Below are 24,750 nucleotides of genomic sequence, written 5' to 3'. Positions count from 1 at the left end.
CCACGATGGCGCCTTCAAAATGACGAACAATTCGCTTTGCCTCGACCAGCAACCCCGCCTATCGTCCCATCACAAACCGGAGCCATCTATGACATTTCAGGCTGAATGGCTGCGCGGAACGCTCTTGGGACTGGCTCTGGTGATGGCCGCGCCGGCTCTGGCGGATAACAATCCTGACGATAGCGTCGTGACCGATTTCCTGCTCGACAACGGCATGGAGGTCGTCGTCATCCCCGATCACCGCGCCCCGATCGTCACCCATATGGTCTGGTACAAGATCGGCAGCGCCGACGAGCCGCCGGGCAAGTCCGGCATTGCCCATTTCTTCGAGCATCTGATGTTCAAGGCGACCAGCGAGCATGCGGCCGGCGAGCTCGACCGCGCCGTCGCTTCCATCGGCGGCTCGGACAACGCCTTCACCTCCTACGACTACACCGCCTTTCACGAGACGGTGGTGCCGCAGGCGGTCGGTGAGATGATGGGCTTCGAGGCCGACCGCATGCGCAATCTCATCCTCAACGACGATGTCATCAAGACCGAGCGCGACGTCATCCTCGAGGAGCGCCGCTCGCGCATCGACTCAAATCCGCAGGCGGTGCTCGACGAGGAGATCGACGCCACGCTGTGGCAGAACCAGCCCTACCGCATTCCGGTCATCGGCTGGATGCAGGAGATGGAGAAGCTGAACCGCACCGACGCGATGGCCTTCTACAACAAATACTACACGCCCAATAACGCCGTGCTGGTGGTGGCCGGCGATGTCGAGCCGGAAACGGTCAAAGCGCTGGCCGAAAAGACCTATGGCAAGGTCGCGCGCGGCCCGGATCTGCCGCCGCGCATCCGCCCGGTCGAGCCGGAACAGAACACCAGGCGTACGGTGACGCTGACCGACGGGCGCGTCAGCGTTCCGAGCTTCACCACGCAATGGGTGGTTCCGTCCTATCACACGGCAAAACCGGGCGAAGCCGAAGCGCTCGACGTTCTGTCCGAAATCCTTGGCGGCGGCAACCGCAGCCGGCTCTACCAGGAGCTTGTCGTCAGGCAAGGCATCGCCGCCGAGGCTGGCGCCTTCTTCCAGGGCACCATGCTCGACGACACCAATTTCACCGTCTATGGCGCGCCGCGCGGCGATGCCAAGCTTGCCGACATCGAAGCCGCGGTCGACGCCGAGATCGCCCGCATCGCGAAAGACGGCGTCACCAGCGACGAGCTGGAAAAATCCAAGGACCGTTTCGTCCGCTCGATGATCTTTGCCCGCGACAAGCAGGAGGACATGGCCAACATCTACGGCTCGACGCTCGCCACCGGCGGTAACGTCCAGGATGTCCAGCAATGGCCGGACCGCATCCGCAAGGTCACCGCCGACCAGGTCAAGGCGGTCGCTGCCCGCTATCTCAATCTCGACCACGCAACGACCGGCTATCTTCTGCCGCAAACCCAGGCTGGGAATTGATTTGATGATGAGCCAGCATGGTCCCGCTCTGCCTTCTCCCCTCGTGGGCTCCTCCCCTTCTCCCCTTGTGGGAGAAGGTGGCCGAGCGAAGCTCGGTCGGATGAGGGGTGTTCCAGCTTGGCACCAACGGCACTCCGTCCAACACCCCTCAACCGTCTCGACGCTTCGCGCCGATCCACCTTCTCCCACAAGGGGAGAAGGGAAGCGCGCGCACGCCGGTCCTCTTCTAGCAACCCTCATCCTCTCCCTCGTCTTCCTCGTCCTGCCGGCGCTTTCCGCCCGCGCCGCCATGAACATCCAGGAGGTGACCTCGTCGAAGGGCATCACCGCCTGGCTGGTGGAGGATTATTCGGTGCCGATCGTCGCCATTCGTTTCGTTTTCGATGGCGGCGCGACGCAGGATCCGCGCGGCAAGGAAGGGCTTGCCAATCTGATGAGCGGCCTGTTCGACGAAGGCGCCGGCAACCTCGACAGCGAGGCCTTCCAGATCAAGCTTGACGATGTCGGCGCCGAGATGAGCTTCGATGCGCAGCGCGACGGCATCTACGGCTCGATGCGCATGCTGGCCGAGCAGCGCGACGGCGCCTTCGACCTGTTGCGCGTGGCGGTCAACCAGCCGCGCTTCGACCAGGTGCCGATCGACCGCATCCGCTCGCAGATCCTGTCCGGCATCATCGCCAACGAGCGCGATCCCGACACGCTCGCCCAACGCAAATGGCTGGACGCGATCTACGGCCGGCATCCCTATGCGCGGCCCGACCAGGGCACCAGGCAAAGCATCGCGACGATCACGCCGGCCGATCTCAGCGCCTTCCACAAGGCGAATTTCGCCCGCAACGGCCTGCATGTCGCGGTGGTCGGCGCCATCGACGCCGAGACGCTGAAGCAGAAGCTCGACCTGGTGTTCGGCAGCCTGCCGGAAAAGCAGGCGCTTACGCCCGTTCCCGACATCGACCTGAAGCTCGGCCAGCAGCTCGAGGTCGTTTATGACCAGCCGCAGGCCTCGCTGCAACTCGCCTATCCCGGCGTGAAGCGGAATGCGCCGGACTTCTTCGCCGCCGTGCTGATGAACGAGATCCTCGGCGGCGGCACCTTCACCTCGCGGCTGTTCGACGAGGTGCGCGAGAAGCGCGGCCTGGCCTATAGCGTCAGCTCCGACCTCGTCGACCACCAGCATTCCGAGGCGCTGTCCATCACCACCTCGACCCGCGCCGACAGGGCGGCCGAGACGCTGGCTGTGGTGCGCGACGTGGTCAAGCGCATGGCCGAGGAGGGGCCGACCGAAGCCGAGCTGGCGGCGACCAAGAAATACATGATCGGTGCCTATGCCATCAACAATCTGAATTCCTCCGGCGCGATTGCCTCAACGCTGGTCGAGATCCAGCTCGGCAAGCTCGGCATTGACTACATGCAGCGCCGTGCCGCGCTGATAAACGCGGTGACGCTGGACCAGGTCAAGGCGGCGGCGAAGAAGCTGCTCTCCGCCGAGCCGGCGGTCATGGTGGTCGGGCCGAAGCTCGGCGCGGCCAACAAGGGATGAGCCCTAGCTTCGGCATCGCCTTTGGCGGCGGCGGCGCGCGTGGGCTGGCGCATATCCATGTCATCGAGGCGCTGGACGAGCTGGGCATAAGGCCGGCGGCAATCGCCGGTTCGTCGATCGGCGCCATCATGGGCGCCGGCATGGCCTCGGGCATGACCGGCAAGGACATCCACGACTATACGCGCTCGATCCTCGGCCGCCGCGCCGAAGTGGCGACGCGCATGTGGCGGGCGCGGCCCGGCACTTTTGCCGAGGCGGTGCAGGGCGGCTTGCGGGTCAGCCAGTTCAATGTCGAGCGCATCCTCAAGGCATTCCTCCCCGACGCCATTCCCGAGACCTTCGCCGAACTCAAAATACCGCTGAAGGTGACGGCAACCGATTTCTACGGACACAAGCTCGCGGTGCTCGACGAAGGCGAGCTGCATTCGGCGCTGGCCGCCTCGGCGGCGATCCCGGCGGTGTTCCGCCCGGTGATGCGCGACGGCAGGCTGCTGATCGACGGCGGCATCTACAATCCCGTGCCGTTCGACCTCATCGAGCTCGACGCCGACATCATCATTGCCGTCGACGTGGTCGGCGCGCCGACCGAGGCCGGGCGCAAATTCCCGACCTCCGTCGACCTGATGTTCGGCGCCACGCAGCTGATGATGCAGTCGATCATCGCCAGCAAGCTCAACCAGAGCCGGCCCGACATTCTGATCCGGCCGGCGGTGTCGAAATACCGGGTGCTCGATTTCATGAAGGTCGAGGCGCTGATGGCCGAGACGGTGGCGATCAAGGACCAACTGAAGCGCGAGATCGAAAAGGCGGTCGAGGCCTGCACCAAGGCCGAAACCAGCAAGCGCACAAACCGTCTCGGCGGATGACAGCCGTCAGTCGTCGGGCGTCAGCGCCCGCTGGACCATGAGCGTGTATCCTTCGTAAGTGGCGCGGATCAGCTCGAGATTGGCGCCAATCTCAGCCCCACTTCATCTCGCCGGTGGCGACCTTGGAGCCGATGTCGAGCGCGACGCCCATGCCGAGGCCGGGGAAGCGGGCTTCCATGGCGCTCTTCAGCGCGGCAGCGTCCTTGGCCTTGGCCAGTTCTTCCTCGAAAGCGACGAGATAGGCCCTGGTGTGCTCGACGCCCGAAAGGTCCGTAGCGGCCTCAGGGGCCATGTGCCCGGGCACGACGATCGCCGGCTTGCGCGCCGCGATCTTTTCGAGATTGGCAAGCCAGGCGGCGCGCAGTTCCCTGGTCGGCGTGTCGGCGGTCCAGACATGCACGCCGGCAAAGATCATCACCCCGCCGAACACCGCGTTCAGCGACGGCACGAAGAGATAGCGCCGGTTGGCGAGGCCTTCCGCGGCGACGATCTCGATGCTCTCGCCATCGACGCTGAGCGCCTTGCCGTCGAACGCTTCGGGGATGACGACATCGGCCAGCGCCTGCGGGCCATTCTCCTTCAGCTGCGGCCCCCAGACGGCAAGCTTCTTTTCGACATTGCCGTTGATGGCGGCCACCGTCTCGGCCGCGGCGATCACCCGTGCCTGCGGGAACGCCTGCCTGATCGGCTTGAGGCCGAAATAATAGTCCGGGTCGGACTGGCTGACATAGATGGTGGTGAGCGTCTTGCCCGTCGCCTTGATCGCCTCGGCCACGGCCCGGCCGTCGGGGTAGGTGAAACCGCCATCGATCAGCACGGCTTCGGCGGCGCCGGAGACCAGCACCGGGGCGCGAAAGAAGCCGTTTTGCCCAGCGGGAAAATGCTTCCAGGAAAGCCCGCCGGCCGCATGGCCGAGCCCGGCGGGAGCAAAGACCGCGGCAGCGCCGGCGGCGAGGGTGGTTTTCATGATGGCTCTCCGTGTGAACATGGATGTCTCCTGGGAATGCGGAACTCGGCGGCGCGCAGCCTCGATGCCCGCAAGATTGCAAAAGCGGAATGCGTATTGAAGGCCGACAAAATAGACGTAATGTATGCCATTGCCTGACAATGAGCTGCACCTGCCATGAGCGAAGCATGAACCTGAACCGTCTGGCCTATTTCGCAGCGGTGGTCGATGCCGGATCGTTCACGCGGGCCGCCGAGCGGCTGGGCATCACCAAGGCGGTCGTCAGCCAGCAGGTAGCTCGGCTGGAGCGCGATGTCGGAACGACGCTGCTGATCCGCACGACGCGGCGCGTCCATCCGACCGAGGCCGGCCGGACATTCCATGCCCGCTGCCTGCAGGTCCTGCAGCAGGCCGAGGATGCCTTCGACGAGCTCGCGCAGGCCGCCGCCGAGCCGACCGGCACGCTGCGCATCGCCGCGTCTAACGACTACGGCACGTCGGCGGTGGTGCCGGTGGTCGCCGCCTTCAGCGCGCGCTATCCCGCCTGCCGGGTGGAGCTGACGCTGGGCGACGAGACGATCGACCTGGTTTCCGGCCACATCGAGGTGGCCATCCGCGTCGGCTGGCTGGCCGATTCCAGCCTGCAGGCGCGGCGCATCGGCACCTTCCAACAATTCATGGTATGCGGCGCCGGCTTTGCAGGCCGGTTCACCGCCGGCGAACCGCAAGATCTTGCCGGGCTGCCCTTCGTCGCCAACATGGCGCTGCGCGAACCGCTGCTATGGCAATTTTCGCGCGGCGATGACGAGCAGGCCGTGCGCATGCAGGCAACGATTGCGATCGACGCGACGCCGGCAGTGCTGGCGGCGGTCCGCGCCGGCGCCGGCCTGTCGGTGCTGCCGGACTTTTTGGTGCGGGACGAGCTGGCCGCCGGGCGGCTGGTGCAGATCCTGCCCGAGTGGCGGCTGCCCTCCGGCGGCATCTACACAGTCTACCCCGCCGCCCGCTTCCGCCCGCCCAAGGTGATGAGGTTTGTCGAGATGCTGATTGCGGCCGTGCAGAAGGTGGAGGCAGGCGGGCGGGGGCGGTAGATTTGGGCGAGGCGCCCTTGGCCGAAGCTGCCAATCTCCCCCCTTGAGGGGGAGATGGCCGGCAGGCCAGAGGGGGTCGTCTCGCGTAATGCGCCAACCCCCACCGACGCAAGAGGCAGGCCGCGCCCGGTCGAACCGCCCCCCTCTGGCCTGCCGGCCATCTCCCCCTCAAGGGGGGAGATTAGCCTTCATCACGGCTTGCCCATTCCAGCCGCATATTCCAGCGCCACCACGCCGTTGCTGAATTGCCTGGCCGAAATCAGCTCGAGCGGCAATTGCGCGCCGGGCGGGAACAGCAGCTTGCCCTGGCCGACGGCACCGGGGTAGCTGAGCAGCCTGATGCGGTCGACAAGGCCGTGGCGCAGCAATTCCTGCGCGACGCTGAGGCTGCCATGCACATAGATGTTGCCGCCGCTGCCTTGCTTCATCCCTCTGACCGCGTCCGGCAAGGCGCCAGTCAGCAGCTCTGCCGGCTGCCAGTCGAGCGCCGTCAAGCTGGTCGAGGCGACATATTTCGGCAGTGCGTTGAAGCGGTCGGCAAAATCTCCGGTCTCCTTGGGCCACGAGCCGGCAAAGATCTCATAGGTCGTGCGCCCCAAAAGCATGGCGCCGCTATCGGCAAGCTCGTCGTCCTTGAATTTTTGCATCTCGTCGTTCCAGGCGACGCTCGGCAGCTTCTCGACCTCGGCGATCCCATCGACGCTGATGAATTCGGTGACGATGAGTTTTCGCATGGCGGGTTCCTTTCTGCCGGAGGCGGGCGCGGGTCTTGTGCGAACTGCGCCATCAACTAGCGCGGCGCTTTTTCAGGGGCAGGGCTTTCCCCTGTTCGCTTCCAAAGACCGATACCGTGGGAGAAGCTTCTCCGGCCTGCCCGTCGTTCAGTCATGCCACAAGGTCCGTATCGGAGGCCGGTCTTTTTTGCCTGTCCCCGATTGGATCTGGTTCGTAGTTACCGGCTGCCTACAGGTGGGCAATACCGGCTTTCAGCAGTCCTTCGCGGACGTGCTGCACATCAGACTCCTGGGCATAGTGCAGGGTGGCGATAAATGAATCGAGGTCGAATTGGGGATCGAGCGTTCTGATCTTGCCTAGATGCGCCGCGGCCGCGATTTCGTCGCCGAGCCAGCCGTAGCAGGCAGCGGCGAAAGCGTGCTGAACCGAGTCCATGGTTGACAGATGCATGAAAGCTTCGATCGCCTCGCCATACTGGCGCGCGGCGAAATGCGCCTTTCCCAGATGGCTCCAGAACCTCTCCGGGTGGTGCGGGTTCAACTGCATTGCCTTGCGGATCCATTCAATTCCCTCTTCCGGCCTCCCCAGCCACGTCAATAACTCGCCTTGCTGCACCACCACGAGGTCGTAATTGGGATTGAGGGCCAGCGCCCGCTCTTGATGGTAGCGCGCTGTGGTCAGCTCATTGTTGTTCACGTTCACTGCGGCGAGGATGCGGTGGACATCGGCATCGTTGTTGTCCAGCGCCAGCGCCCTGTCCAGCGCTGCCTTAATGTTGTTCCAGACGGCATCCCTGTCTTCGCACCAGTTATGGACCCAGGCCTGGCCAAGAATGCAGGCCCGCCAGGCATGGGCATGGGCATAATCGGGGTCGAGCGCGACGGCCCTCTCTATCAAGGTTTGCGCGCGTTCATTATCCGCAATCGTGCTTCGGTGATGCAGCACCTTGGCAGCAAGCACACATTCATACGCGGCCATATTTGCAGGTTTCGCCCGCGCGAGCTGGTCCCGCTGAGCCGCCTCGACACGACCGGGCAGCGTGGCTGCGATCGCCGCGGTCACCTCATCCTGAATCGCGAATATGTCGTCCAGCTTCCGGTCATATTTGTCTGCCCAGATATGAGCGTCATTCGCCGTGTCGATGAGCTGAACCGTCACGCGCACCCTGTCGCCGATCTTGCGGACGCTTCCCTCCACCAGGTATTGGACGTCGAGTTTTTCGGCCACCTCGCGCACATTCACGGCGCGGTTCTTGTAGACGAAGGCGGAATTGCGCGAGATGACGAACAGCTCATGGTGGCGGGACAGTTCCGTGATGATGTCCTCCGTCAGTCCGTCCGCGAAAAATTCCTGCTCGGGGTCGCCGCTCATGTTGCTGAATGGCAGCACCACTATCGAAGGTTTCGAGATGGATCGCTTTGCCTCGACTTGTGGCAGGACAGGACTGTCAAACCCAACGCGATAGAGGCGAACCGGGCGGCTGATGTTCTTTAACGTCTTCTCGCCCAGGTCCTCCATGGCAATTTCGAGACGGTCGGCAATTTGGGTCGCCACCGCTGCGGTCACGCAGATGCCGCCGACGTCGGCGAGTTGCTCGATGCGCGAGGCAATATTGACGCCGTCGCCGAAAATATCATCATCGTCGAAAATGATGTCGCCGAGATTTATGCCGATCCTGAATTCGATGCGCCGTTCTTGCGGCACATCCGAATTGCGCCGTTTCATGCGCTGTTGGATTTCCACGGCGCATTTCACGGCATCGGTCACGCTCTGGAACTCAACGAGCATGCCGTCTCCGGTGGTCTTGATGATCCGGCCCTTGTTCTTCGCGATGGCGGGATCGACCAGTTCTATGCGATGGGTGCGAAGGCGTGCGAGCGTGCCGGATTCGTCGGCCTCCATTAGCCGACTGTAGCCCGCCATATCGGCAGCCAGAATTGCGGCTAGTCTCTGTTCCATCGCTGAACCAAAAACCAAGCCTATACTTCCTGGGCTGCCAAATCCAGCAATTTGGGTTGGTGGCTGAATCACGAAGTCTTCCTACCGCAGCAGCAAGAAAGGGCGCCTTCCGCCTGGTGGCTGCGAACTCGATCGCATCAATCGCCGGAGACGCCCCGATCCACGCGGCGTCAAACTCGTCGACGCGACATATTTCGGCAGCGCGTTGAACCGGTCGGCGAAGTCTCCGGTCTCCTTAGGCCACGAGCCGGCAAAAATCTCATAGGTCGTGCGCACAAAAGCATGGCGCCGCTGTCGGCCAGCTCGTCATCCTTGAACTTTTTGCATTTCATCGTTCCAGGTCACGCCCGGCAGCTTCTCGACCTCGGCAATGCCATCGACGCTGATGAATTCGCTGATGATGAGTTTTCTCATGGGGGGTCGTTTCTGTCGGGGGACGGATGGGACGGGGCTTTTGCGACAGGCCCGGTGAATTAGAGCCGCGTTCTGTCATGGGGAGGGGCGTTCCCCATTAGCTTCCAAAGACCGATAGGTGGGGAAAAGCTTCTCCGACCTGGACTAAGCTCCCAAGGTCGGATGATATTACCTGGGGCAGGCATCTCCAAAGAACAAATTGTAGAAAGATCATGGGGTTCGGGGTCTTCATTCACCGGTCAGATTCGATCTACAAAGACCACCCGGCTGAGCAATACCAGTTTCCTAGCCAATATCTGCGCCGGGTTGAAGCATGCGTCGGCGACTGGATCATCTACTATGAGCCCAGCAAGGTAGAAGAGAGCCGCGGCTATTTCGCCGTAGCCAAAGTCCAACAGGTCATCCCCGATCCTGCGAAGCCTGATATGTACCTCGCTCTGATCGAGCCCGGAACCTACCTCGATTTCGTCAATCCTGTTCCGTTTAACGGCGCGAATGGCATCGTTGAGAAGAGTGTACTTAACGACGAAGGGCGGATTTCCGGTCGCGCCCAATCGGCGGTCCGGCCAATCAGTCCAACCGACTTCAACCGCATTATCGATCTCGGCTTGGACAGTAATGAGTTATTGCTGCCGCGCGTTGATGAGAGCGGCACGTCGCTTGGCTTTCAGGATGAGCCAGCGCCGTTCGAGTTCGAGCAGAGCCGTGACCGCGTGAGTTACATTGGGTCACGAATCGTACGAGATCGTATTTTCCGCCGCATCGTCTTGCGTGCCTATGACGAACGCTGCGCGATTACGGGACTCAAGTTGATAAATGGCGGCGGCCGAGCAGAGGTTTCCGCGGCGCATATTCGACCGGTTGAAGCGAACGGTCCCGATATTGTCAACAATGGGATCGCACTGTCCGGTACAGCGCATTGGATGTTCGATCGCGGATTGATCAGCCTATCCGACGATCTGGAAATCCTGATCTCGCGACAGGTTAATGACCTCGACAGCGTGCAGGCGTTCGCAAACAAGACTCGCCGTGCACTTCCGCCTCGCCGACAGTCTGAGCGCCCGCATCCTCGTTTCTTGCAGTGGCACCGCGAGAACTGCTTTAAGCAGTGAGGCGCCGCCGGCGTGTTGGTGGGTGAGTTGGAACGGCCACTTTTGACCACTTGGCGACCTTCATTGTCCGCTTCTCGAATGGCAGCAATGCGCCTTACATTCGGTCATTCGTGCCAAAGTTTCCTTGCTCCTAGAAGCCGCCATTCGGTCATGTAGCCGGCGACAGCTGCACCGTCGCCTCGCGCGATATGGACAGCCCTCCGAGAAGCGGAGCGTACGCGGCGAGCCTGCGGGATACGAACTCCGTGAAGAGCCGCACGCGCTTCGTCTTGCGTGTTTCACCCTGTGTGAGAAGCCAGAGCGTTCCGTACATGTGCAGATCGGTGCCCGGCACCCTCACCAGTAGGGGGTCGGCATCGCCAATGAAGCACGGCAGTGTCGTCATCCCGAGCCCTTGCCGTACAGCAGCGATCTGCGCCTCGCCGTCCGTGGTCCTGAATGGGATCCTCGTGGTGCGAACCTCACCCTCGCTGGCCCATTCCGGAATTCCATGAATGCTTATGACGATCCACCGGATGGGATCAGGCGCGCCCGCACGCCATGCGGCTAGTCGATCGCAGGACATGTAGACGCCGCCGAACAGCTCCGGTCCCTTCTGGCCGTGAAGATTGAGCGGCAGGGTTTTGCGGTCGTAGACGACGCGGATGGCGACGTCGGCCTCTCGGTTGGTCAGATTTGCGAGCTCGCCGGACGACAAGATCTCCATCTCGATGTCCGGATGCAGACGCGCGAAATCGGCGAAGTCCGCGATGAGCAGGTGTGTCGCGAGGGACGGAGCCAACGTCACCCGCAGAAGCCCGCGCACGCTCTGGTCGCGCCCGAAGACGCGCGTCTCCAGCTGGTGCGACGACGCTTCCATCTGGTTCGCGAGCTCGAGGACCTCCTCGCCCGCAGCCGTCAGGCGGTAGCCCGAAGGCAGCTTTTCGAACATCTGCGCCCCGAGGCGGTCCTCGAGCTGGGCGATGCGTCGCAGCACCGTCGCGTGGTTGACGCCGAGGCGCTTGGCGGCAGCCCGCACCGAGCCTCCGCGCGCGACGGCAAGAAAGTAGCGAATGTCATCCCAGTCGATCATGGTGCAATCCGGCACCGCGCGGTGCGCCTTCCAAGCCCATTCTAACACACTGATCTGTAGTAGCTGGATCATTTTCGCACCACCGATGTGCGCGATTCCGCACTCACCGCCTGACTTCGGCGAACCCATTTTGAGGATCTCGATGAAACCTCACCGTACAGCCAATCAGCGAAAGACAAAAGATTATGAAAGCACTCGAAGGTAAAATCGCAGTCATCACGGGCGGAAGCAGCGGGATCGGGTTAGCGACAGCCAAGCGCTTCGTGGAAGAAGGTGCGCACGTCGTGATCACCGGGCGAAGAGAGAAAGAGCTGAAGGAGGCCGCAGCCTTCATTACGAGAAACGTTACGGCGGTCGTCGGCGACGTGTCGCGCTTGGAAGATCTGGACCACCTCTATGCCATCGTGAAAGAGAAACATGGTCACATCGACATTCTCTTCGCGAACGCGGGCGCAGGGACAATCGCACCGCTCGCGGTCGCTACTGAGGCCCATTTTGACCAGACCTTCGATGTGAACGTGAAGGGTCTGTTCTTTACGGTGCAGAAGGCCCTTCCTCTCTTCAAAGACGGCGGTTCGATTATCCTGAACTCTTCAGTGTCGAACGTGTTGGGGGTTCCAGGGTTTAGCACCTACGCCGCGAGTAAGGCTGCTGTGCGCAACTTTGCGCGCGCTTGGACACTGGAGCTGAAAGACCGCAAAATCCGCGTGAACGCGATGAGCCCCGGGCCAATCGAGACCCCCGCCTTAGAGACAACGACAGGCCTTACCCCCGAGCAAGCCGAGCAAGCGGCCGCCCAGTTTGCGTCACAGATCCCAATGGGTCGCAGGGGAAAGCCAGAGGAAATTGCGGCTGCCGTCACCTTCCTCGCCTCAGATGAAAGTTCTTACATCACCGGCGTGGATCTGGCGGTCGATGGAGGCATGGCGCAGGTCTGACCCGGCGTTAACACAGGATCGGAGAAGCATTATGAGTTACGCACTTATCGGCTTCGGCAAGATCGGTCACGCTCTCGCCAAGGCGTTTGCCCGCAAGGGCATCGAAGTGTCCGTGGCAATCACGCGCGACCCGGAAAGCTTTGCATCCGACGCGGCCGCGATCGGACCCACGATCATCCCCAAAACACTGGCGGAAGCGGTCAAGGCGGACATCATCTTTTTGGCGGTCCGTTTCGAAGCGCACCCGGATGTCGCGAAGGCGCTCCCCAGCTGGCAGGGCAAGACGATCATCGATGTGACCAATGCCTACGGCGTGCCCCCTGAGGAACTGGGAGGACAGCCTTCGTCCAAGTTCGTCGCACAGGCCTTCACTGGCGCAAGACTGGTCAAGGGCTTCAACCATTTGATCGCTGCCACCCTTGACCAAGACCCGGCCGTGCATGGTGGCAGGAGAGTCGTGTTCCTGGCGAGCGACGATGACGCTGCCGCAGCGGAGATTGGTGCGCTCGCGGAAAAGCTCGGTTTCGCGCCGATCAAACTTGGCGGGCTTTCGGAAGGCGGATTGCTAGTCCAGGCGCGCGGAAATAGCTGGGGTCAACTGATCTTCAAGGACTTGGTCAAGTTCGACTGATGAACACGACGTGCCAACCGGCAGGGCCACGATGCACGGATCGGATCGAGCACGATGCGATCCGTGCGAAATGGAGAAGTTCCATGAGCATTGAGAAGAACATCCAGACGGTGAAGGACTTCTTCGCCGCGATCGGCCGCGGCGACAGGGAGGCTCTGCTGGCGCTGGCCGCCGAAGACATCGAGTGGATCATCCCGGGCGAGGACTGGCCGCTGGCCGGAACGCGCCACGGACACGCCGGGATGGCGGATTTGCTTGAGACGGCATCCAAGTCGATAGAAACGTCCACGGAACCCCGGGAGTTCGTAGCGCAAGGAGACCGGGTCCTCGTCGTCGGCTTCGCGAGGGGAAAGATCAAAGCTACGAACAGGACGTTCGAGGACGACTGGATCTTCGCCATCACGGTCCGGGATGGTAGGCTGACCAACATCCGGGAATATGTCGACACGCAAGCACTGGCCCGGGCCTCGCAGATGGACGCGTCCGGGCTCGCGTAGCGCTGGCCCTCTGCGGCCATCGGCTCGGGGTAGACGGTGGATCAGCCGTGGATTGCCCGCCTCGCACGCCGCCCGCTCGTCGAATGCCTAACCGTAAGGGAGATTCCGATGTACGACCAATCCAAGCTATCCGAGTTGATCCGGTTCGCCCGCATCGATGCGGGCTCCACCGTCATCGACGTGTACCCTGGCGACGGAGACTGGACGCGCCTCTTCTCCGACATCGTCGGACCAGAGGGGCGGGTCTACAGCTTCGTGCCGGCCGAGGTCGCCCACTTCAAGAACGATCCGGTCGGCCGCATCCAGACGCTCTCGAAGGAGCCGGGCCGAGGGAACGTCGAGGCCGTCTCGGCGGACCTCGTGGCGATGCCGGAGGTCACGCAGCCAGCGGATGTCCTGTGGTTGCACCTGTTCTACCACGATCTCCACACCGCGCTGATTCAGGCCAGGGGCGCGACGGCGGCCCAGTTCAATCGAGCGGTCTATGAGCGGCTGAAGCCCGGTGGGTCCTACGTCATCGTAGACCACGCCGCCGCCGTCGGGGCGGGCACGAGCGACCCCCAGTCGCTGCATCGTATTGAGCCTGCATCCGTTCGGCAGGAGGTGGAGGCGGCTGGCTTCGTACTGGACGCGGAAAGCACCATCCTCGCGAACAAGGACGATTCGCACTCGATCAAGGTCTTCGATCCCTCGATCAAGGGCGAGACCGATCGCTTCGCCTATCGGTTTTTGAAGATCTGACACTAGGCCACTCGCCAACGATGAGGTCGGCTCTCGCACGGGACGCGGCTTTGACAAATGCGACGACCCATTGTGGGTCGGTTTCGGAACGACCGCTTTACCGCAGAAGTTGGTTGAAACCGGATCGTCCGCTAACGGCCCAATCGAGACGCTCGGGTCATACTCGCCAAGCGTCCGCTCGTGGCGCCTTGTTGACCTTGGACCAAGAGAGACGCGATCTTAAAACACGCCGAGTCAACCTGCCGGTATCACCGGTGCAGCCGGATCGTGCGGTCCAGGAACATGGCCGGCGGGGACCACTGCCGCCGCGCCGAGTACGTGCTTCTCTTGGTCGTCGAAGAAAATGTGCGCACCGAGTGCCTTTAATATAGGTGCTTTCTCACGGCTTCCGACGAAGTGCGCCTCATCGGCAGGTGTCCCCCAAGCCCTCAGCGTGCGAATGACACGCTCGTGGGCAGGGGCGTTCCGAGCCGTGACTAGTGCGATGCGGACCTTGCTTACGTTACCCTCATCCAGGAAAACTCGCCGCAACGCGGACAGCTTATGAAGAAAATTTCCAAACGGGCCGCGCGCCATTGGATTGCTCGCGTTCGCGGTCTCATGAGCTAGGAAGGCGTCCAATCCATCCTCTTTGTAGATCGCGTCGGACTCGGGACCAAACACGACAGCATCGCCGTCGAACGCGACCCGGACCTCGCCCGAGGGCGTTTCGGCACGGTCCTTAGGTGCCAAGCCGAGCCGGGCGGCAGCCGCACCGCCAATTACCGCTCCTTTTACGTCCGCGTCCGCGTTCGAGAGAAATAGGTCGATGCCCCACGCCGGTACAAAGGGCGCAAGCGACCGCCCGCTAGTAAAACTACCCGTCTTAACGACAAGCCCGTGGTGATCGATCGACTTGAAGGCCCGGAGCGAGAGGTCTGGCGAATTCTGCGACAAGAGGATCACCTCGACATAAGGCGCCGCGCCGGGATCGTTCAGCGCGAGTAACCGCTCGACCACCTCGAAGCCGGCGCCCCTGCCGAGGATGACTCCCTCCCGTTCGAGCTGCATAGCGGCATAAGCCTTGACGCCGTACTCCTCGAATATGCGATGCTCTTCCTCCAAGTCAAAAAGCGCGCGCGTAGAGATACCGATGCGGAGAGGGCTAGATCTAAGCGCAGCCGCTGGATCGCGATTTCCCTTGTCGTCCTCGGCCCTAAGCGCGGCATCCATGACTTCCATGTGCGCTAACTCCCGACCTGGGCCCGCCTTGGAGGAACCCCTTTTCACAACTGCGTATTTCAAAGCATTGGAGACGTGTGATTAACTTACCTAAGTCTACTACCACAACTGGGTTGCCATCATCCTATCAGTCAAGCGACTAATCGCCCGCTGCTTGAGGGTTTTCAAACTCCGCGCTGGCCGCGAGCGTCTGTTCTTGGGCGCAAGGCGGTCGTTGACTGGTAACCGCTGCTCGCCTCACCCACCCCACTATACCCGCTTGCATTCCCAGCATTCGCATCTTAACCTCCTCTGGGAAAACCTTTTCTCAGTCCTTCAAGCGTCGCCAACCACCCAAATCGACACGCTACTGGCCTCTCCGTTGCCGGCGTCAGCGTTGCAACCGCCTCAAAAGCGCTTAACGGGCAGGGGCGGATGACTGCCGAGACGCGCGAGCGGATTCGTGAGACGGCGCAGCGGCTGGGTTTTCGCCCGAACAGCCTGGCGCAGAGCCTGTTGCGGCGGCTCCTTTACCGTCGGGCCCGCTGACCAACGACCTATCGCCGCGCCTTCGCCGCGCATTTGTGACGGTCACCGCCCTCATGAAGCAACTCTGATATTTGGTATCATGGTGCGATGCCAAGCCGTTGCCGGAGGGGATGCGGGTAACGTCAGCAAAGTGGAACAATCCGGCAGCCGGCGGGTTTGTAGGATGAAGGGCGATCTGTTTCGGAGGAAGATTACGATGAAACGCGTCCTTGCCCAAATTGCGGTGCGACTGATGCTCGGCGGCGTAACCGCCTGTCTGCTCACGGTCGTCCAAATTCCCAACCCGATCATGCCGTTGTCGCTTGTGTCCGAGGCAAGGGCTGCCACCACCGTTTCGATCAGCACATTCTACGAAGACCTGTCTTCCTATGGTGATTGGGTCTCGTATCACGGAGCGACCGTTTTCGTGCCGGTTGATGTACCTGACGGTTGGCGTCCGTATACCGTTGGACACTGGGCCTATACCGAGCAGTATGGCTGGCTGTGGATATCCGACGAGCCATTCGGCTGGGCGACGTACCATTACGGCCGGTGGGGCTATGCCGACGATATCGGCTGGTACTGGGTTCCGGGCACCCGTTGGGCGCCGGCATGGGTGAGTTGGCGTCGTGACAGGGAGCACATGATTTGGGCTCCGCTGCCGCCGCGCCGCGATCCGGATTTGATTTCAATCGAGGTGACCTTCGACACGACGCCGGATTATTACTGGGTTGTGGTCCCCACCCGCGAATTCCTTGCTGCGGACATTTCTACCGTCGTTATCCGGGATGAGCCGGAGTTTGTGCGCATCGTCGAGGCGGCCGAGCCGGCCGGCGACGTGACGATCCAGAACAATGTGGTGATCAACAAAGTCATTGATGTTGATGTGATCGAGAAGGAGACGAACCAGGAGGTGACTGCCGTCAAGGTCAGCAAGACCGACGCGCCCGAGCAGTCCGGCAAATTGGAAAACGATACGGTCACGGTCTTTCAAGGTGAGGTGAAAGCCGATGCCGATGCCAAACCAGCTAAGCTCAAAGACATCGAGGAGGTGAAGCAGGTTCAGGCTGGCCGCAAATCGAAGCCGACCGAAGGCGCAGCAACGAGCGAACAGGCCGAGCCGGAAAAGACCGCCAAGCCTGAGAAGCCGACGGCCAAGGAGCAGCCCGCCGCCGGGCAGCAGCAGGCTGAGCCCGAGCAGGCGGCCAAGCCTGAGAAGCCGAAGACCAAGAAGCAGCCCGCCACGGAACAGCAGCAGGCTGAGCCCGAACAGACGGCCAAGCCTGAGAAGCCGAAGACCAAGAAGCAGCCCGCCGCCGAGCAGCAGCAGGCCGAGCCGGAACAGGCGGCCAAGCCTAAGAAACCGAAGACCAAGAAGCAGCCCGCCGCCGAGCAGCAGCAGGCCGAGCCCGAACAGACGGCCAAGCCTGAGAAGCGGAAGGCCAAGAAGCAGCCCGCTGCCGAGCAGCAGCAGGCTGAGCCGGAGCAGGCTGCCAAGCCTGAGAAGCGGAAGGCCAAGGAGCAGCCAGCGGCCGAGCAGCAGCAGGCCGAGCCCGAGCAGGCGGTCAAGCCCAAGCCACAGAAACAGAAAAACAAGGCGTGCGATCCACAGACTGAGAACTGCTAGCTCTGCGGGTAGACTTCGGCACCGCGATTATTCGATCGCGGTGCCCGTCGTGGACCTAGGGCAGACATTCGCAGTTGCCTGCCCGAACAACCAGGCCATTCCCCCTTGCCATCCCCACATCCTTCGTCCTAATCTCCCTCTGAGAAAACCTTTTCCCAAATCGCCCCGCAGCCGCTGACCCCACCATTCAGCACCCGCAGGGGCCATAAGAGAAAAGCTTTTCTCAATGGGAGGATCGAAATCCAAATCATGGCGTCCGATGCGCAGCCAACGCCCGCCAAACAGCCGGTCACCTTGCGCGAGGTGGCCGCCATTGCCGGCGTCAGCGTCGCCACGGCGTCAAAAGCGCTGAACGGGCAAGGGCGGATGACGGCCGAGACGCGGACCCGTATTCGCGAGACGGCGCAGCGGCTTGGCTTTCGCCCGAACAGCCTGGCGCAGAGCCTGCTGCGGCGGCGCTCCTTTACCGTCGGGCTGTTGACCAACGACACCTATGGCCGCTTTTCGCTGCCGCTGATGGCCGGCGTTTCCGATGCGCTGGTCGATGCCGGCGTCTCGGTGTTCCTGTGCAATGTCGAGGACGACCCGCGCCTTGCCCAGCTGCATGTCGATGCCATGCTCGACAAGCGCGTCGACGGCATCATCGCCACCGGCAAGCGCATCGACCGCCATCTGCCGGTCGACCTCGCCAATCTCGGCATTCCGGCGATCTACGCCTTCACCGAGCCCGATCCCAACGCCATCGCGTTCGTATCCGACGATGCCGGCGGGGCGCGGCTGGCGGTCGAGCACTTTTGCCGCCTCGGGCGGCGGCGCATCGCCCATGTCAGCGGTCCCGCAAGTTTTGCCGTGGTGCACGCGCGGGCGCAGGCCTATCGCGAGGTGCTGGCCGAGAACGGCCTGCCCGTCATGGAGCCGCTGCTCGGCCCGTGGTCGGAAGCCTGGGGGCATGAGGCGGTCAGAAAACTGTTCGACGGCGACGACGGCACGGGCGAAAAGCCCGATGCGGTGTTTTGCGGCAACGACCAGATCGCGCGCGGCGTCATCGACGCTTTGCGCGAGCGCGGTATCGGCGTGCCGGACGAGGTCGGCGTCATCGGCTTCGACAATTGGCAGATCGTCGCCGAGGCGACCCGCCCGCCGCTGACCTCGGTCGATATGAATCTCGCAGCACTTGGCCGCGAGGCCGGCCTTGCCCTGCTTTCGCTCGTCGGCGGCGAACCCGCTTTGCCGGGCATCAGAAAACTGCCGTGCCGGCTGGTGGTGCGTCAGTCATGCGGCCGTCCGCCGGACGGCTGAACGAAACGGGCCGTGTCGATAGTCACCTGCTTGGGGGCGCGGCTAAATTAGAACCATGTGGAGGAGAAGCATGAGAACCACCATTACCGGGCTCGCCATCGCCGCGAGCATTCTGGGCACGCTGGCAACAGCCGGCTCGGCCGCCGCCGACACCGCCAACATCTGGGTTCGCGCCGACGGCTCGAACTTCATGCCGCGCATCGTCGATGCCTTCAACAAGGGGCATCAGAACCAGATCAAGCTCGACATCATCCCCAACGCCGAAATCATCCCGAAATACGGTGCGGCCGCCGCCGGCGGCACGGCGCCCGACGCGCTGTCGCTCGACCTGATCTACACGCCGTCCTTCGCCGCCGCAGGCCAGCTGGAGGACATCACCGACTGGGCGAAATCGCTGCCTTATTTCGCCAGCCTGTCGCCGGCGCATGTCAAGACCGGCACCTATAAGGGCCGCATCTACGGGCTGCCGTTCTCGGCCGATAGCTCGGTGCTGATCTGGAACAAGAAGTTGTTCAAACAGGCCGGCCTCGACCCTGAAAAAGGCCCGACCAACTGGGCCGAGATCGAAGCCGATGCCGAAAAGGTCAACGCGCTCGGCGGCGACATCAAGGGCTTCTATTTCTCCGGCAATTGCGGCGGCTGCAACATCTTCACCTTCACGCCGCTGATCTGGGCCTCGGGCGGCGACATCCTGACGGAGGACGGCTCGAAGGCGACGCTGGACACGCCGCAGATGCGCGGCGCCATCGACCTCTACCGTTCGATGGTCAAGAAGGACCTGGTGCCTTCAGGCGCGCAGACCGACACCGGCTCCAACTTCTTTGCCGCCTTCGCCACCGGCAATATCGGCATCTCGCCCTCCGGCGCTTTCGCCATCGGCGCGCTCAACACGCAATATCCCGATATCGACTACGGCATCACCTTCCTGCCGGGCAAGGATGGCGGCTGGTCGTCGTTTGCCGGCGGCGATAATTTCGTCGTCACCAAAGGCACCACCAAGGTCGCGGTGGTGAAGGAGTTCCTCGACTTCGCTTATTCGCTCGAAGGCCAGACCATCCTGGCGAAATACGGCAGCCTGCCGGTGCGAGGCGACATCGCCAATGAGGCGTTGAAGGACCTCGACCCGCGCTACAAGGTCGCCGCCGAAGCCATGGGCAAGGGCCGCACGCCCTATTCGGTGGTGTTCAACGACCTGATCAACTCGGCCAACGGTCCGTGGAACCAGATGATGAACGAGGTCTTCTTCGGCGAAGACGTCGACGGCGCCATCGCCAATGCGCAGGAGACCATGCAGTCGATCATCGATTCGGCGCCGCAGAAGTAAAGCGCCACCTCCCCCTCGAGGGGAGGTCGGACCGAAGGTCCGGGTGGGGTCGTTGCGGCAGTGCTCGACGCTTTCTTTTCTGTTGGAGCACTTCGCAGGCGACCCCACCCCGGCCTTCGGCCGGACCCTCCCCTCAAGGGGGAGGGGGACGTCCCACCAATGGAAGACCCGCATGACCACCATCACAGCAATCTCCGCCCCGGCGCGCCCCAGAAAACTCGTCGGCGCCGGGCGCCGGCAGTGGATCGGCCTGCTCTATGTCGCGCCGGCCGTCGCTCTTGTCGTCGTCTTCTTCATTGTGCCGCTTTGCATGACCGCCTGGATGTCGCTGCACAACTGGCCGCTGATGGGCGCGCATAGCTTTGTCGGCCTCGACAATTATTGGGCGATCCTGCGCGATACGCGTTTCTGGAACGCGCTGAAGTTCACCGGCTACTACACGGTGGTGGTGACGATCGCGATCTTTGCCGTCGCCTTTCCGCTGGCGCTGTTCATCGAAAGGCCGCGGCAGCTGACCGGCTTCTACCGCACCTCCTTCTTCATGCCGGCCGTCATCGGCTTCGCCTCGGCGAGCCTTTTGTGGTCGTGGCTGCTCAACGTCGATTCCGGCCTGTTCAGCCCGGCCGCTTTCGACCTCGGCCTGACCGAGAAGAAATTCAACCTGCTGGCGACCTTCCAACCGGCCTTCTGGTCGATCATCGCCATGGTGGTGTGGAAGGTGGCGGGCTTCACCATGATCATCCTGATGACCGGGCTGCAGTCGATCCCGCCGGATCTGCAAGAGGCGGCGATGATCGACGGGGCAGGGCCATTCGCGCGTTTCCGCGCCATCACCTTGCCGCTGATGCGCCGCACGCTGGCGCTGGCGCTGATCCTGTCGGTGGCCGGCTCGATCCTCGCCTTCGACCAGTTCTACATCATCCTGCGCGGCGGCCCGCGCAACCAGACGCTGACCGCCGTCTACTGGATCTTCAACCAGTCCTTCGTGTCGTTCAAGCTCGGCTACGGCGCGGCCCTTTCGATGATCCTGCTGGTCATCCTGGTGGCGCTCAGCCTCATCCAGCTGCGGCTGCTGCGCCAGCCAGAGGGGGTCGACTGATGGCGCAGGCAAGGAGCCGCAAACGCCGCATCGGCATGCAGATCGCCGAGCATGCGACCGGCATCACCGCATCCATTCTGTTCCTGGCGCCGATCGCCTGGACTGTGCTTTCGGCCTTCAAGCCGGCGCAGGAGGCGCGCCAGCCGCCGCTGCCGCCCTGGCCGACGACTGGGTTTTCGCTTGAGAACTACGCCACGCTCAACACCTTCGGCGATGGCCTGTGGCTGCCGGCGCAAAACAGCATCTATGTCTCGGTGATGACGGTGGTGCTGTCGGTGATCGTCAGCGTGCTCGCCGGCTACGGTTTTTCGCGCTTCCGCTTTCCGCTGAAGAACCTGCTGTTCGTCGTCATCCTGTCGACGATCATGATCCCGTTCCAGTCGATCCTGACGCCGATCTTCCTGGTGCTGACAAAAATCGGCCTGCACAACACACTGACCGGGCTGGTCTGCGTCTACGTCACGCTGCAGCTGCCGTTCTCGATCTTCATGATGCGCAACGCCTTCGACGCGGTGCCGCGCGAGATCGAGGAGGCCGCGCGCATGGACGGCGCCAACAATGTCACCATGCTGCTCAGGGTGATGCTGCCGCTGGTCTGGCCGGGCATCGTCACCATCGCGCTGTTTGCCTTCCTCGGCGCCTGGAACGAGTTTTTGGCAGCCCTGGTGCTGATGACCGACCAGTCGAAATTCACGCTGCCGATCATGATGACCGCACTGCAGTCCGGCCGCTTCGGCGCCATCGACTGGGGCGCCGTGCAGGCCGGCGTCACCGTCATGATGGTACCGTGCCTGGTGCTCTTCCTGCTGCTGCAGCGCTTCTACATCCGCGGCCTGATGGCAGGGGCCGTCAAGTGACCACAAGAAATCGAACCGGAGTAAATTGATGACCGCATCGCAATCCGCCAGTCAGGGCGCCAAGCCGAAACTCGCCTTCCGCCCGCTGCCGGTGCCGCAGGTCGATGTGCGCGGCTTTTGGGGCGACCGCGTCGATGCAGTCGCGAGCAAAACCGCCGGCATCCTCTACGACCGCTGCGTCGAGGCGCGCATGCTCGAGCAGATCGACCCGGACCGGCCATCGCCCGGCGTCGTCATTCCGTTCCACTCACCCTCACCGGACGAGGCGGCAACCGCCGGCAACGAGTTCACCGGATCGACGGTGACCACGCAGATGTTCTGGGACTCGGACTGGGGCAAGACCATCGAGACCGCCGCCTATTCGCTCTACCGCCGCCGCAACGACGAGCTCGAGAAGAAGATCGACGCCGTCATCGACATGTACGGCAAGCTGCAGCAGCCCGACGGCTATCTGTCGAGCTGGTACCAGCGCATCCAGCCCGGCCTGCGCTGGACCAATCTGCGCGATTGCCACGAGCTCTATTGCGCCGGCCACCTGATCGAAGGCGCGGTCGCCTATTACCAGGCCACGGGCAAGCGCAAGCTGCTCGACATCATGTGCCGCTATGTCGACCATATCGCCGAGACGTTCGGTCCCGAGCCCGGCAAGAAGAAGGGCTATTGCGGCCATGAGGAGATCGAGCTGGCGCTGGTCAAGCTGGCGCGGGTGACGGGCGAGCGCAAATACATGGAGCTTGCCAGATACCTCATCGACCAGCGGGGCCAGCAGCCGCATTATTTCGACGAGGAGGCGCGCGCCCGCGGCGCCGACCCCAAGGCCTATCATTTCAAAACCTACGAATACAACCAGTCGCACAAGCCGGTGCGCGAGCAGGACAAGGTCGTCGGCCACGCGGTGCGTGCGATGTACCTCTATTCGGGCATGGCCGACATCGCCACCGAATATGGCGACGACACGCTGCGGGTGGCGCTCGACCGGTTGTGGGACGATCTCATGACCAAGAACCTCTACGTCACCGGCGGCCTCGGGCCGTCCTCGCACAATGAGGGTTTCACCGCCGATTACGACCTGCCCAACGATACCGCCTATGCCGAGACCTGCGCTTCGGTCGGCCTGGTGTTCTGGGCAAGCCGCATGCTCGGCATGGGTCCCAATGCGCGCTACGCCGACATCATGGAGCGGGCCCTCTACAACGGCTCGATCTCCGGCCTGTCGCTGGACGGCTCGCTGTTCTTCTACGAAAATCCGCTCGAAAGCCGCGGCGCCCACCACCGCTGGAAATGGCACCGCTGCCCGTGCTGCCCGCCCAATGTCGGCCGCATGGTCGCCTCGATCGGCAGCTATTTCTACGGCCTGTCGGACACAGCACTTGCCGTCCATCTCTATGGAAACGGCACGGCTCGTTTCGATATCGCCGGGACGCAAATAGAGCTCACCCAAACCAGCAACTATCCCTGGGACGGCGCGGTCTCGATCTCCGTCGAACCGGAAGCTCCGACCGAGTTCACCTTGCATCTGCGGCTGCCGGCCTGGTGCCGCAAGGCGGCGCTTAAGGTCAATGGCGCCGATGTCCATCTGGATGCTATCACCAGCGACGGCTATGCCGCGATCCGCCGCGAATGGCGCAAGGGCGACCGCGTCGAGCTCGACCTCGAAATGGCCGTCGACCGCCTCTACGCCAATCCGCAGGTGCGGCAGGATATCGGCCGTGTCGCACTGGCACGCGGACCGCTGATCTATTGCGTCGAGGAGACCGACAATTCCAGCCAGCTGCACCGCATCGCCCTGCCGCGAACGGCCGACATCGAGGCGCATCAGCAGCCGAACCTTTTGGGCGGTGTCGTCACGCTTTCGGCGATTGCCAAAAAGGAGGCTTTGGAAAACTGGGAAGAGGGGCTCTACCGCACCGAACCGCCGGCGGTCGAGGAAGCAAAAATCACCGCCGTGCCGTATTTCGCCTGGGACAACCGCGACCCCGGCGAGATGCTGGTCTGGCTCAGGGACGAATGAAGCCCGACGGCGGCGCCCGACCGATCTCCTCGGCCACAAGCTCCTGCAGCTGCCAGAGATTGCGGTCGCGGATGCCGCACGCGTCGAGATGGCGAATGGTCTCGAACAGATATTCGGCGCCTGAACCCCAATGGCCGACGGCCGTGGCCAGGGTCGCCGCTATCGCTCGCTTTTCGAGCTTGCCGGCATAGCGCGGATTGGCGGGATCGACAACGAAACCAAGCGCTTGGCCCATGCCGTCGCCCGTCCTGACCTGCAGCCAGCGCGGCACGTTGACGGCCGGCAGGATGGTCATCTCACGGCGCAGCAGCGCTTCGAGATTGGCCGCCACGGGCTCGGCGATCTCGAACACCATGCCCTGACATTGGCCGCCGCGGTCGAGCGCCATCATCAGGCCGGGCTGCTCGACGGTGCCCCTGAAGCGTTGCACCGTAAAACAAAACGAACGGTGCCAGCCCGTCGCCACGGCCCGTTCGCCACCCCTGACCTCGCCGGCCGGCTTCCACAGCAGCGAACCATAGGCGAACAGCTTCACCGGCCCGGCCGGCGCGCCGGCCAGCACCTCGTCGCGAATGCGCGCGTAATCGGCATCGGTCATGTAGACCATGCCCGGCGTCGGCCCGGCGTCCTCGACCGCCCGCAAGGTGCGGGCGACCAGCGCCTCGGTCAGCGCCATCGGTGACTTGCGCGGCGCCGACCGACGCCGCGATGCGGCGGAAATGACCTTACTCATCCTCATGCTCTCAGCTTTGCCGCCATGTTGCCGAAGGCTGGAGGATTCTCAAGGGCCGAATACACCGGCGCGGTATC

Annotated in this window: 21 protein-coding genes and 1 pseudogene; 16 read left to right on the top strand and 6 right to left on the bottom strand. The window is 62.9% G+C overall.

What is annotated here, in order from left to right; all coding sequences use genetic code 11:
* Nucleotides 1-88 precede the first annotated feature (88 nt).
* From NKH13_RS05880 to NKH13_RS05870, 3 genes are all read left to right on the top strand, one after another.
* Nucleotides 89-1,453: a M16 family metallopeptidase gene (locus tag NKH13_RS05880; RefSeq protein WP_352911205.1), complete on the top strand. Its 1,365-nt coding sequence runs from the start codon at nt 89-91 to the stop codon at nt 1,451-1,453.
* A 289-nt stretch (nt 1,454-1,742) separates the two neighbouring features.
* The gene (locus NKH13_RS05875) at nt 1,743-2,993 is read left to right on the top strand and encodes a M16 family metallopeptidase (RefSeq protein ID WP_352911202.1); all 1,251 of its coding nucleotides are present in this window, start codon (nt 1,743-1,745) and stop codon (nt 2,991-2,993) included.
* Nucleotides 2,990-3,859, top strand: a complete 870-nt coding sequence (locus tag NKH13_RS05870) for a patatin-like phospholipase family protein (RefSeq protein ID WP_352911199.1) — start codon at nt 2,990-2,992, stop codon at nt 3,857-3,859. The genes NKH13_RS05875 and NKH13_RS05870 overlap by 4 nt, the downstream gene beginning before the upstream one ends.
* 91 nt (nt 3,860-3,950) lie before the next feature.
* On the opposite strand, the gene NKH13_RS05865 is transcribed toward NKH13_RS05870, so the two are convergent.
* Nucleotides 3,951-4,847, bottom strand: a complete 897-nt coding sequence (locus NKH13_RS05865) for an MBL fold metallo-hydrolase (protein WP_352911196.1) — start codon at nt 4,845-4,847, stop codon at nt 3,951-3,953.
* Between the two features lie 146 nt (nt 4,848-4,993).
* Here NKH13_RS05865 and NKH13_RS05860 point away from each other — a divergent pair, with 146 nt between their 5' ends.
* Entirely contained in the window at nt 4,994-5,896 is a 903-nt protein-coding gene (locus NKH13_RS05860) for a LysR family transcriptional regulator (protein WP_352911193.1), read from the top strand.
* A 191-nt stretch (nt 5,897-6,087) separates the two neighbouring features.
* On the opposite strand, the gene NKH13_RS05855 is transcribed toward NKH13_RS05860, so the two are convergent.
* Nucleotides 6,088-6,630, bottom strand: coding sequence for a dihydrofolate reductase family protein (locus NKH13_RS05855; protein ID WP_352911192.1), 543 nt, complete (start codon nt 6,628-6,630; stop codon nt 6,088-6,090).
* 229 nt (nt 6,631-6,859) lie between these two features.
* Nucleotides 6,860-8,590: an adenylate/guanylate cyclase domain-containing protein gene (locus NKH13_RS05850; RefSeq protein WP_352911621.1), complete on the bottom strand. Its 1,731-nt coding sequence runs from the start codon at nt 8,588-8,590 to the stop codon at nt 6,860-6,862.
* Between the two features lie 626 nt (nt 8,591-9,216).
* On the opposite strand from NKH13_RS05850, the gene NKH13_RS05845 reads away from it, so the two are divergent.
* Nucleotides 9,217-10,116, top strand: a complete 900-nt coding sequence (locus tag NKH13_RS05845) for an HNH endonuclease (protein WP_352911190.1) — start codon at nt 9,217-9,219, stop codon at nt 10,114-10,116.
* Between the two features lie 148 nt (nt 10,117-10,264).
* Here the strand turns inward: NKH13_RS05845 and NKH13_RS05840 are convergent, their stop codons facing one another.
* Nucleotides 10,265-11,188, bottom strand: a complete 924-nt coding sequence (locus NKH13_RS05840; protein WP_352911619.1) for a LysR family transcriptional regulator — start codon at nt 11,186-11,188, stop codon at nt 10,265-10,267.
* 185 nt (nt 11,189-11,373) lie between these two features.
* Between NKH13_RS05840 and NKH13_RS05835 the strand changes: the two genes are divergently transcribed.
* The 4 genes from NKH13_RS05835 to NKH13_RS05820 all read left to right on the top strand — a co-directional run bounded on the left by NKH13_RS05835 (nt 11,374) and on the right by NKH13_RS05820 (nt 13,995).
* On the top strand, nt 11,374-12,126 hold the full coding sequence (locus tag NKH13_RS05835; RefSeq protein WP_352911187.1) for an SDR family NAD(P)-dependent oxidoreductase: 753 nt from the start codon (nt 11,374-11,376) through the stop codon (nt 12,124-12,126).
* Between the two features lie 31 nt (nt 12,127-12,157).
* Complete coding sequence (locus NKH13_RS05830; protein WP_352911616.1) at nt 12,158-12,757, top strand: NADPH-dependent F420 reductase; 600 nt, start codon at nt 12,158-12,160, stop codon at nt 12,755-12,757.
* Nucleotides 12,758-12,840: 83 nt separating this feature from the next.
* Nucleotides 12,841-13,254, top strand: a complete 414-nt coding sequence (locus NKH13_RS05825; RefSeq protein WP_352911184.1) for a nuclear transport factor 2 family protein — start codon at nt 12,841-12,843, stop codon at nt 13,252-13,254.
* Nucleotides 13,255-13,362: 108 nt separating this feature from the next.
* Nucleotides 13,363-13,995 (top strand): class I SAM-dependent methyltransferase, encoded by a 633-nt coding sequence (locus NKH13_RS05820; protein WP_352911181.1) that lies wholly within the window; start codon nt 13,363-13,365, stop codon nt 13,993-13,995.
* Nucleotides 13,996-14,229: 234 nt separating this feature from the next.
* Here the strand turns inward: NKH13_RS05820 and NKH13_RS05815 are convergent, their stop codons facing one another.
* Nucleotides 14,230-15,216 (bottom strand): 5'-nucleotidase, encoded by a 987-nt coding sequence (locus NKH13_RS05815; RefSeq protein ID WP_352911178.1) that lies wholly within the window; start codon nt 15,214-15,216, stop codon nt 14,230-14,232.
* 363 nt (nt 15,217-15,579) lie between these two features.
* On the opposite strand from NKH13_RS05815, the pseudogene NKH13_RS05810 reads away from it, so the two are divergent.
* The 7 genes and pseudogenes from NKH13_RS05810 to NKH13_RS05780 form a co-directional block, all read left to right on the top strand.
* A pseudogene (locus NKH13_RS05810) lies at nt 15,580-15,736 on the top strand (LacI family DNA-binding transcriptional regulator); the annotation flags it as partial.
* A gap of 204 nt (nt 15,737-15,940) precedes the next feature.
* Nucleotides 15,941-17,350, top strand: coding sequence for a DUF6600 domain-containing protein (locus tag NKH13_RS05805; RefSeq protein WP_352911175.1), 1,410 nt, complete (start codon nt 15,941-15,943; stop codon nt 17,348-17,350).
* Between the two features lie 249 nt (nt 17,351-17,599).
* On the top strand, nt 17,600-18,649 hold the full coding sequence (locus tag NKH13_RS05800; protein WP_352911173.1) for a LacI family DNA-binding transcriptional regulator: 1,050 nt from the start codon (nt 17,600-17,602) through the stop codon (nt 18,647-18,649).
* Nucleotides 18,650-18,719: 70 nt separating this feature from the next.
* Complete coding sequence (locus NKH13_RS05795; protein ID WP_352911170.1) at nt 18,720-19,973, top strand: ABC transporter substrate-binding protein; 1,254 nt, start codon at nt 18,720-18,722, stop codon at nt 19,971-19,973.
* A 172-nt stretch (nt 19,974-20,145) separates the two neighbouring features.
* Nucleotides 20,146-21,072, top strand: coding sequence for a carbohydrate ABC transporter permease (locus NKH13_RS05790; RefSeq protein WP_352911168.1), 927 nt, complete (start codon nt 20,146-20,148; stop codon nt 21,070-21,072).
* Nucleotides 21,072-21,929, top strand: coding sequence for a carbohydrate ABC transporter permease (locus tag NKH13_RS05785; RefSeq protein WP_352911166.1), 858 nt, complete (start codon nt 21,072-21,074; stop codon nt 21,927-21,929). The genes NKH13_RS05790 and NKH13_RS05785 overlap by 1 nt, the downstream gene beginning before the upstream one ends.
* Before the next feature lie 28 nt (nt 21,930-21,957).
* The gene (locus tag NKH13_RS05780) at nt 21,958-23,940 is read left to right on the top strand and encodes a glycoside hydrolase family 127 protein (protein ID WP_352911164.1); all 1,983 of its coding nucleotides are present in this window, start codon (nt 21,958-21,960) and stop codon (nt 23,938-23,940) included.
* Here the strand turns inward: NKH13_RS05780 and NKH13_RS05775 are convergent.
* Complete coding sequence (locus tag NKH13_RS05775) at nt 23,927-24,673, bottom strand: gamma-glutamylcyclotransferase (RefSeq protein WP_352911162.1); 747 nt, start codon at nt 24,671-24,673, stop codon at nt 23,927-23,929. The genes NKH13_RS05780 and NKH13_RS05775 overlap by 14 nt on opposite strands.
* Between the last annotated feature and the right edge of the window lie 77 nt (nt 24,674-24,750).

Origin of the sequence: Mesorhizobium sp. M1348, assembly GCF_040317925.1 — a bacterium.
Lineage (GTDB): Bacteria > Pseudomonadota > Alphaproteobacteria > Rhizobiales > Rhizobiaceae > Mesorhizobium.
This window is presented reverse-complemented; position numbering and strand designations above follow the sequence as displayed.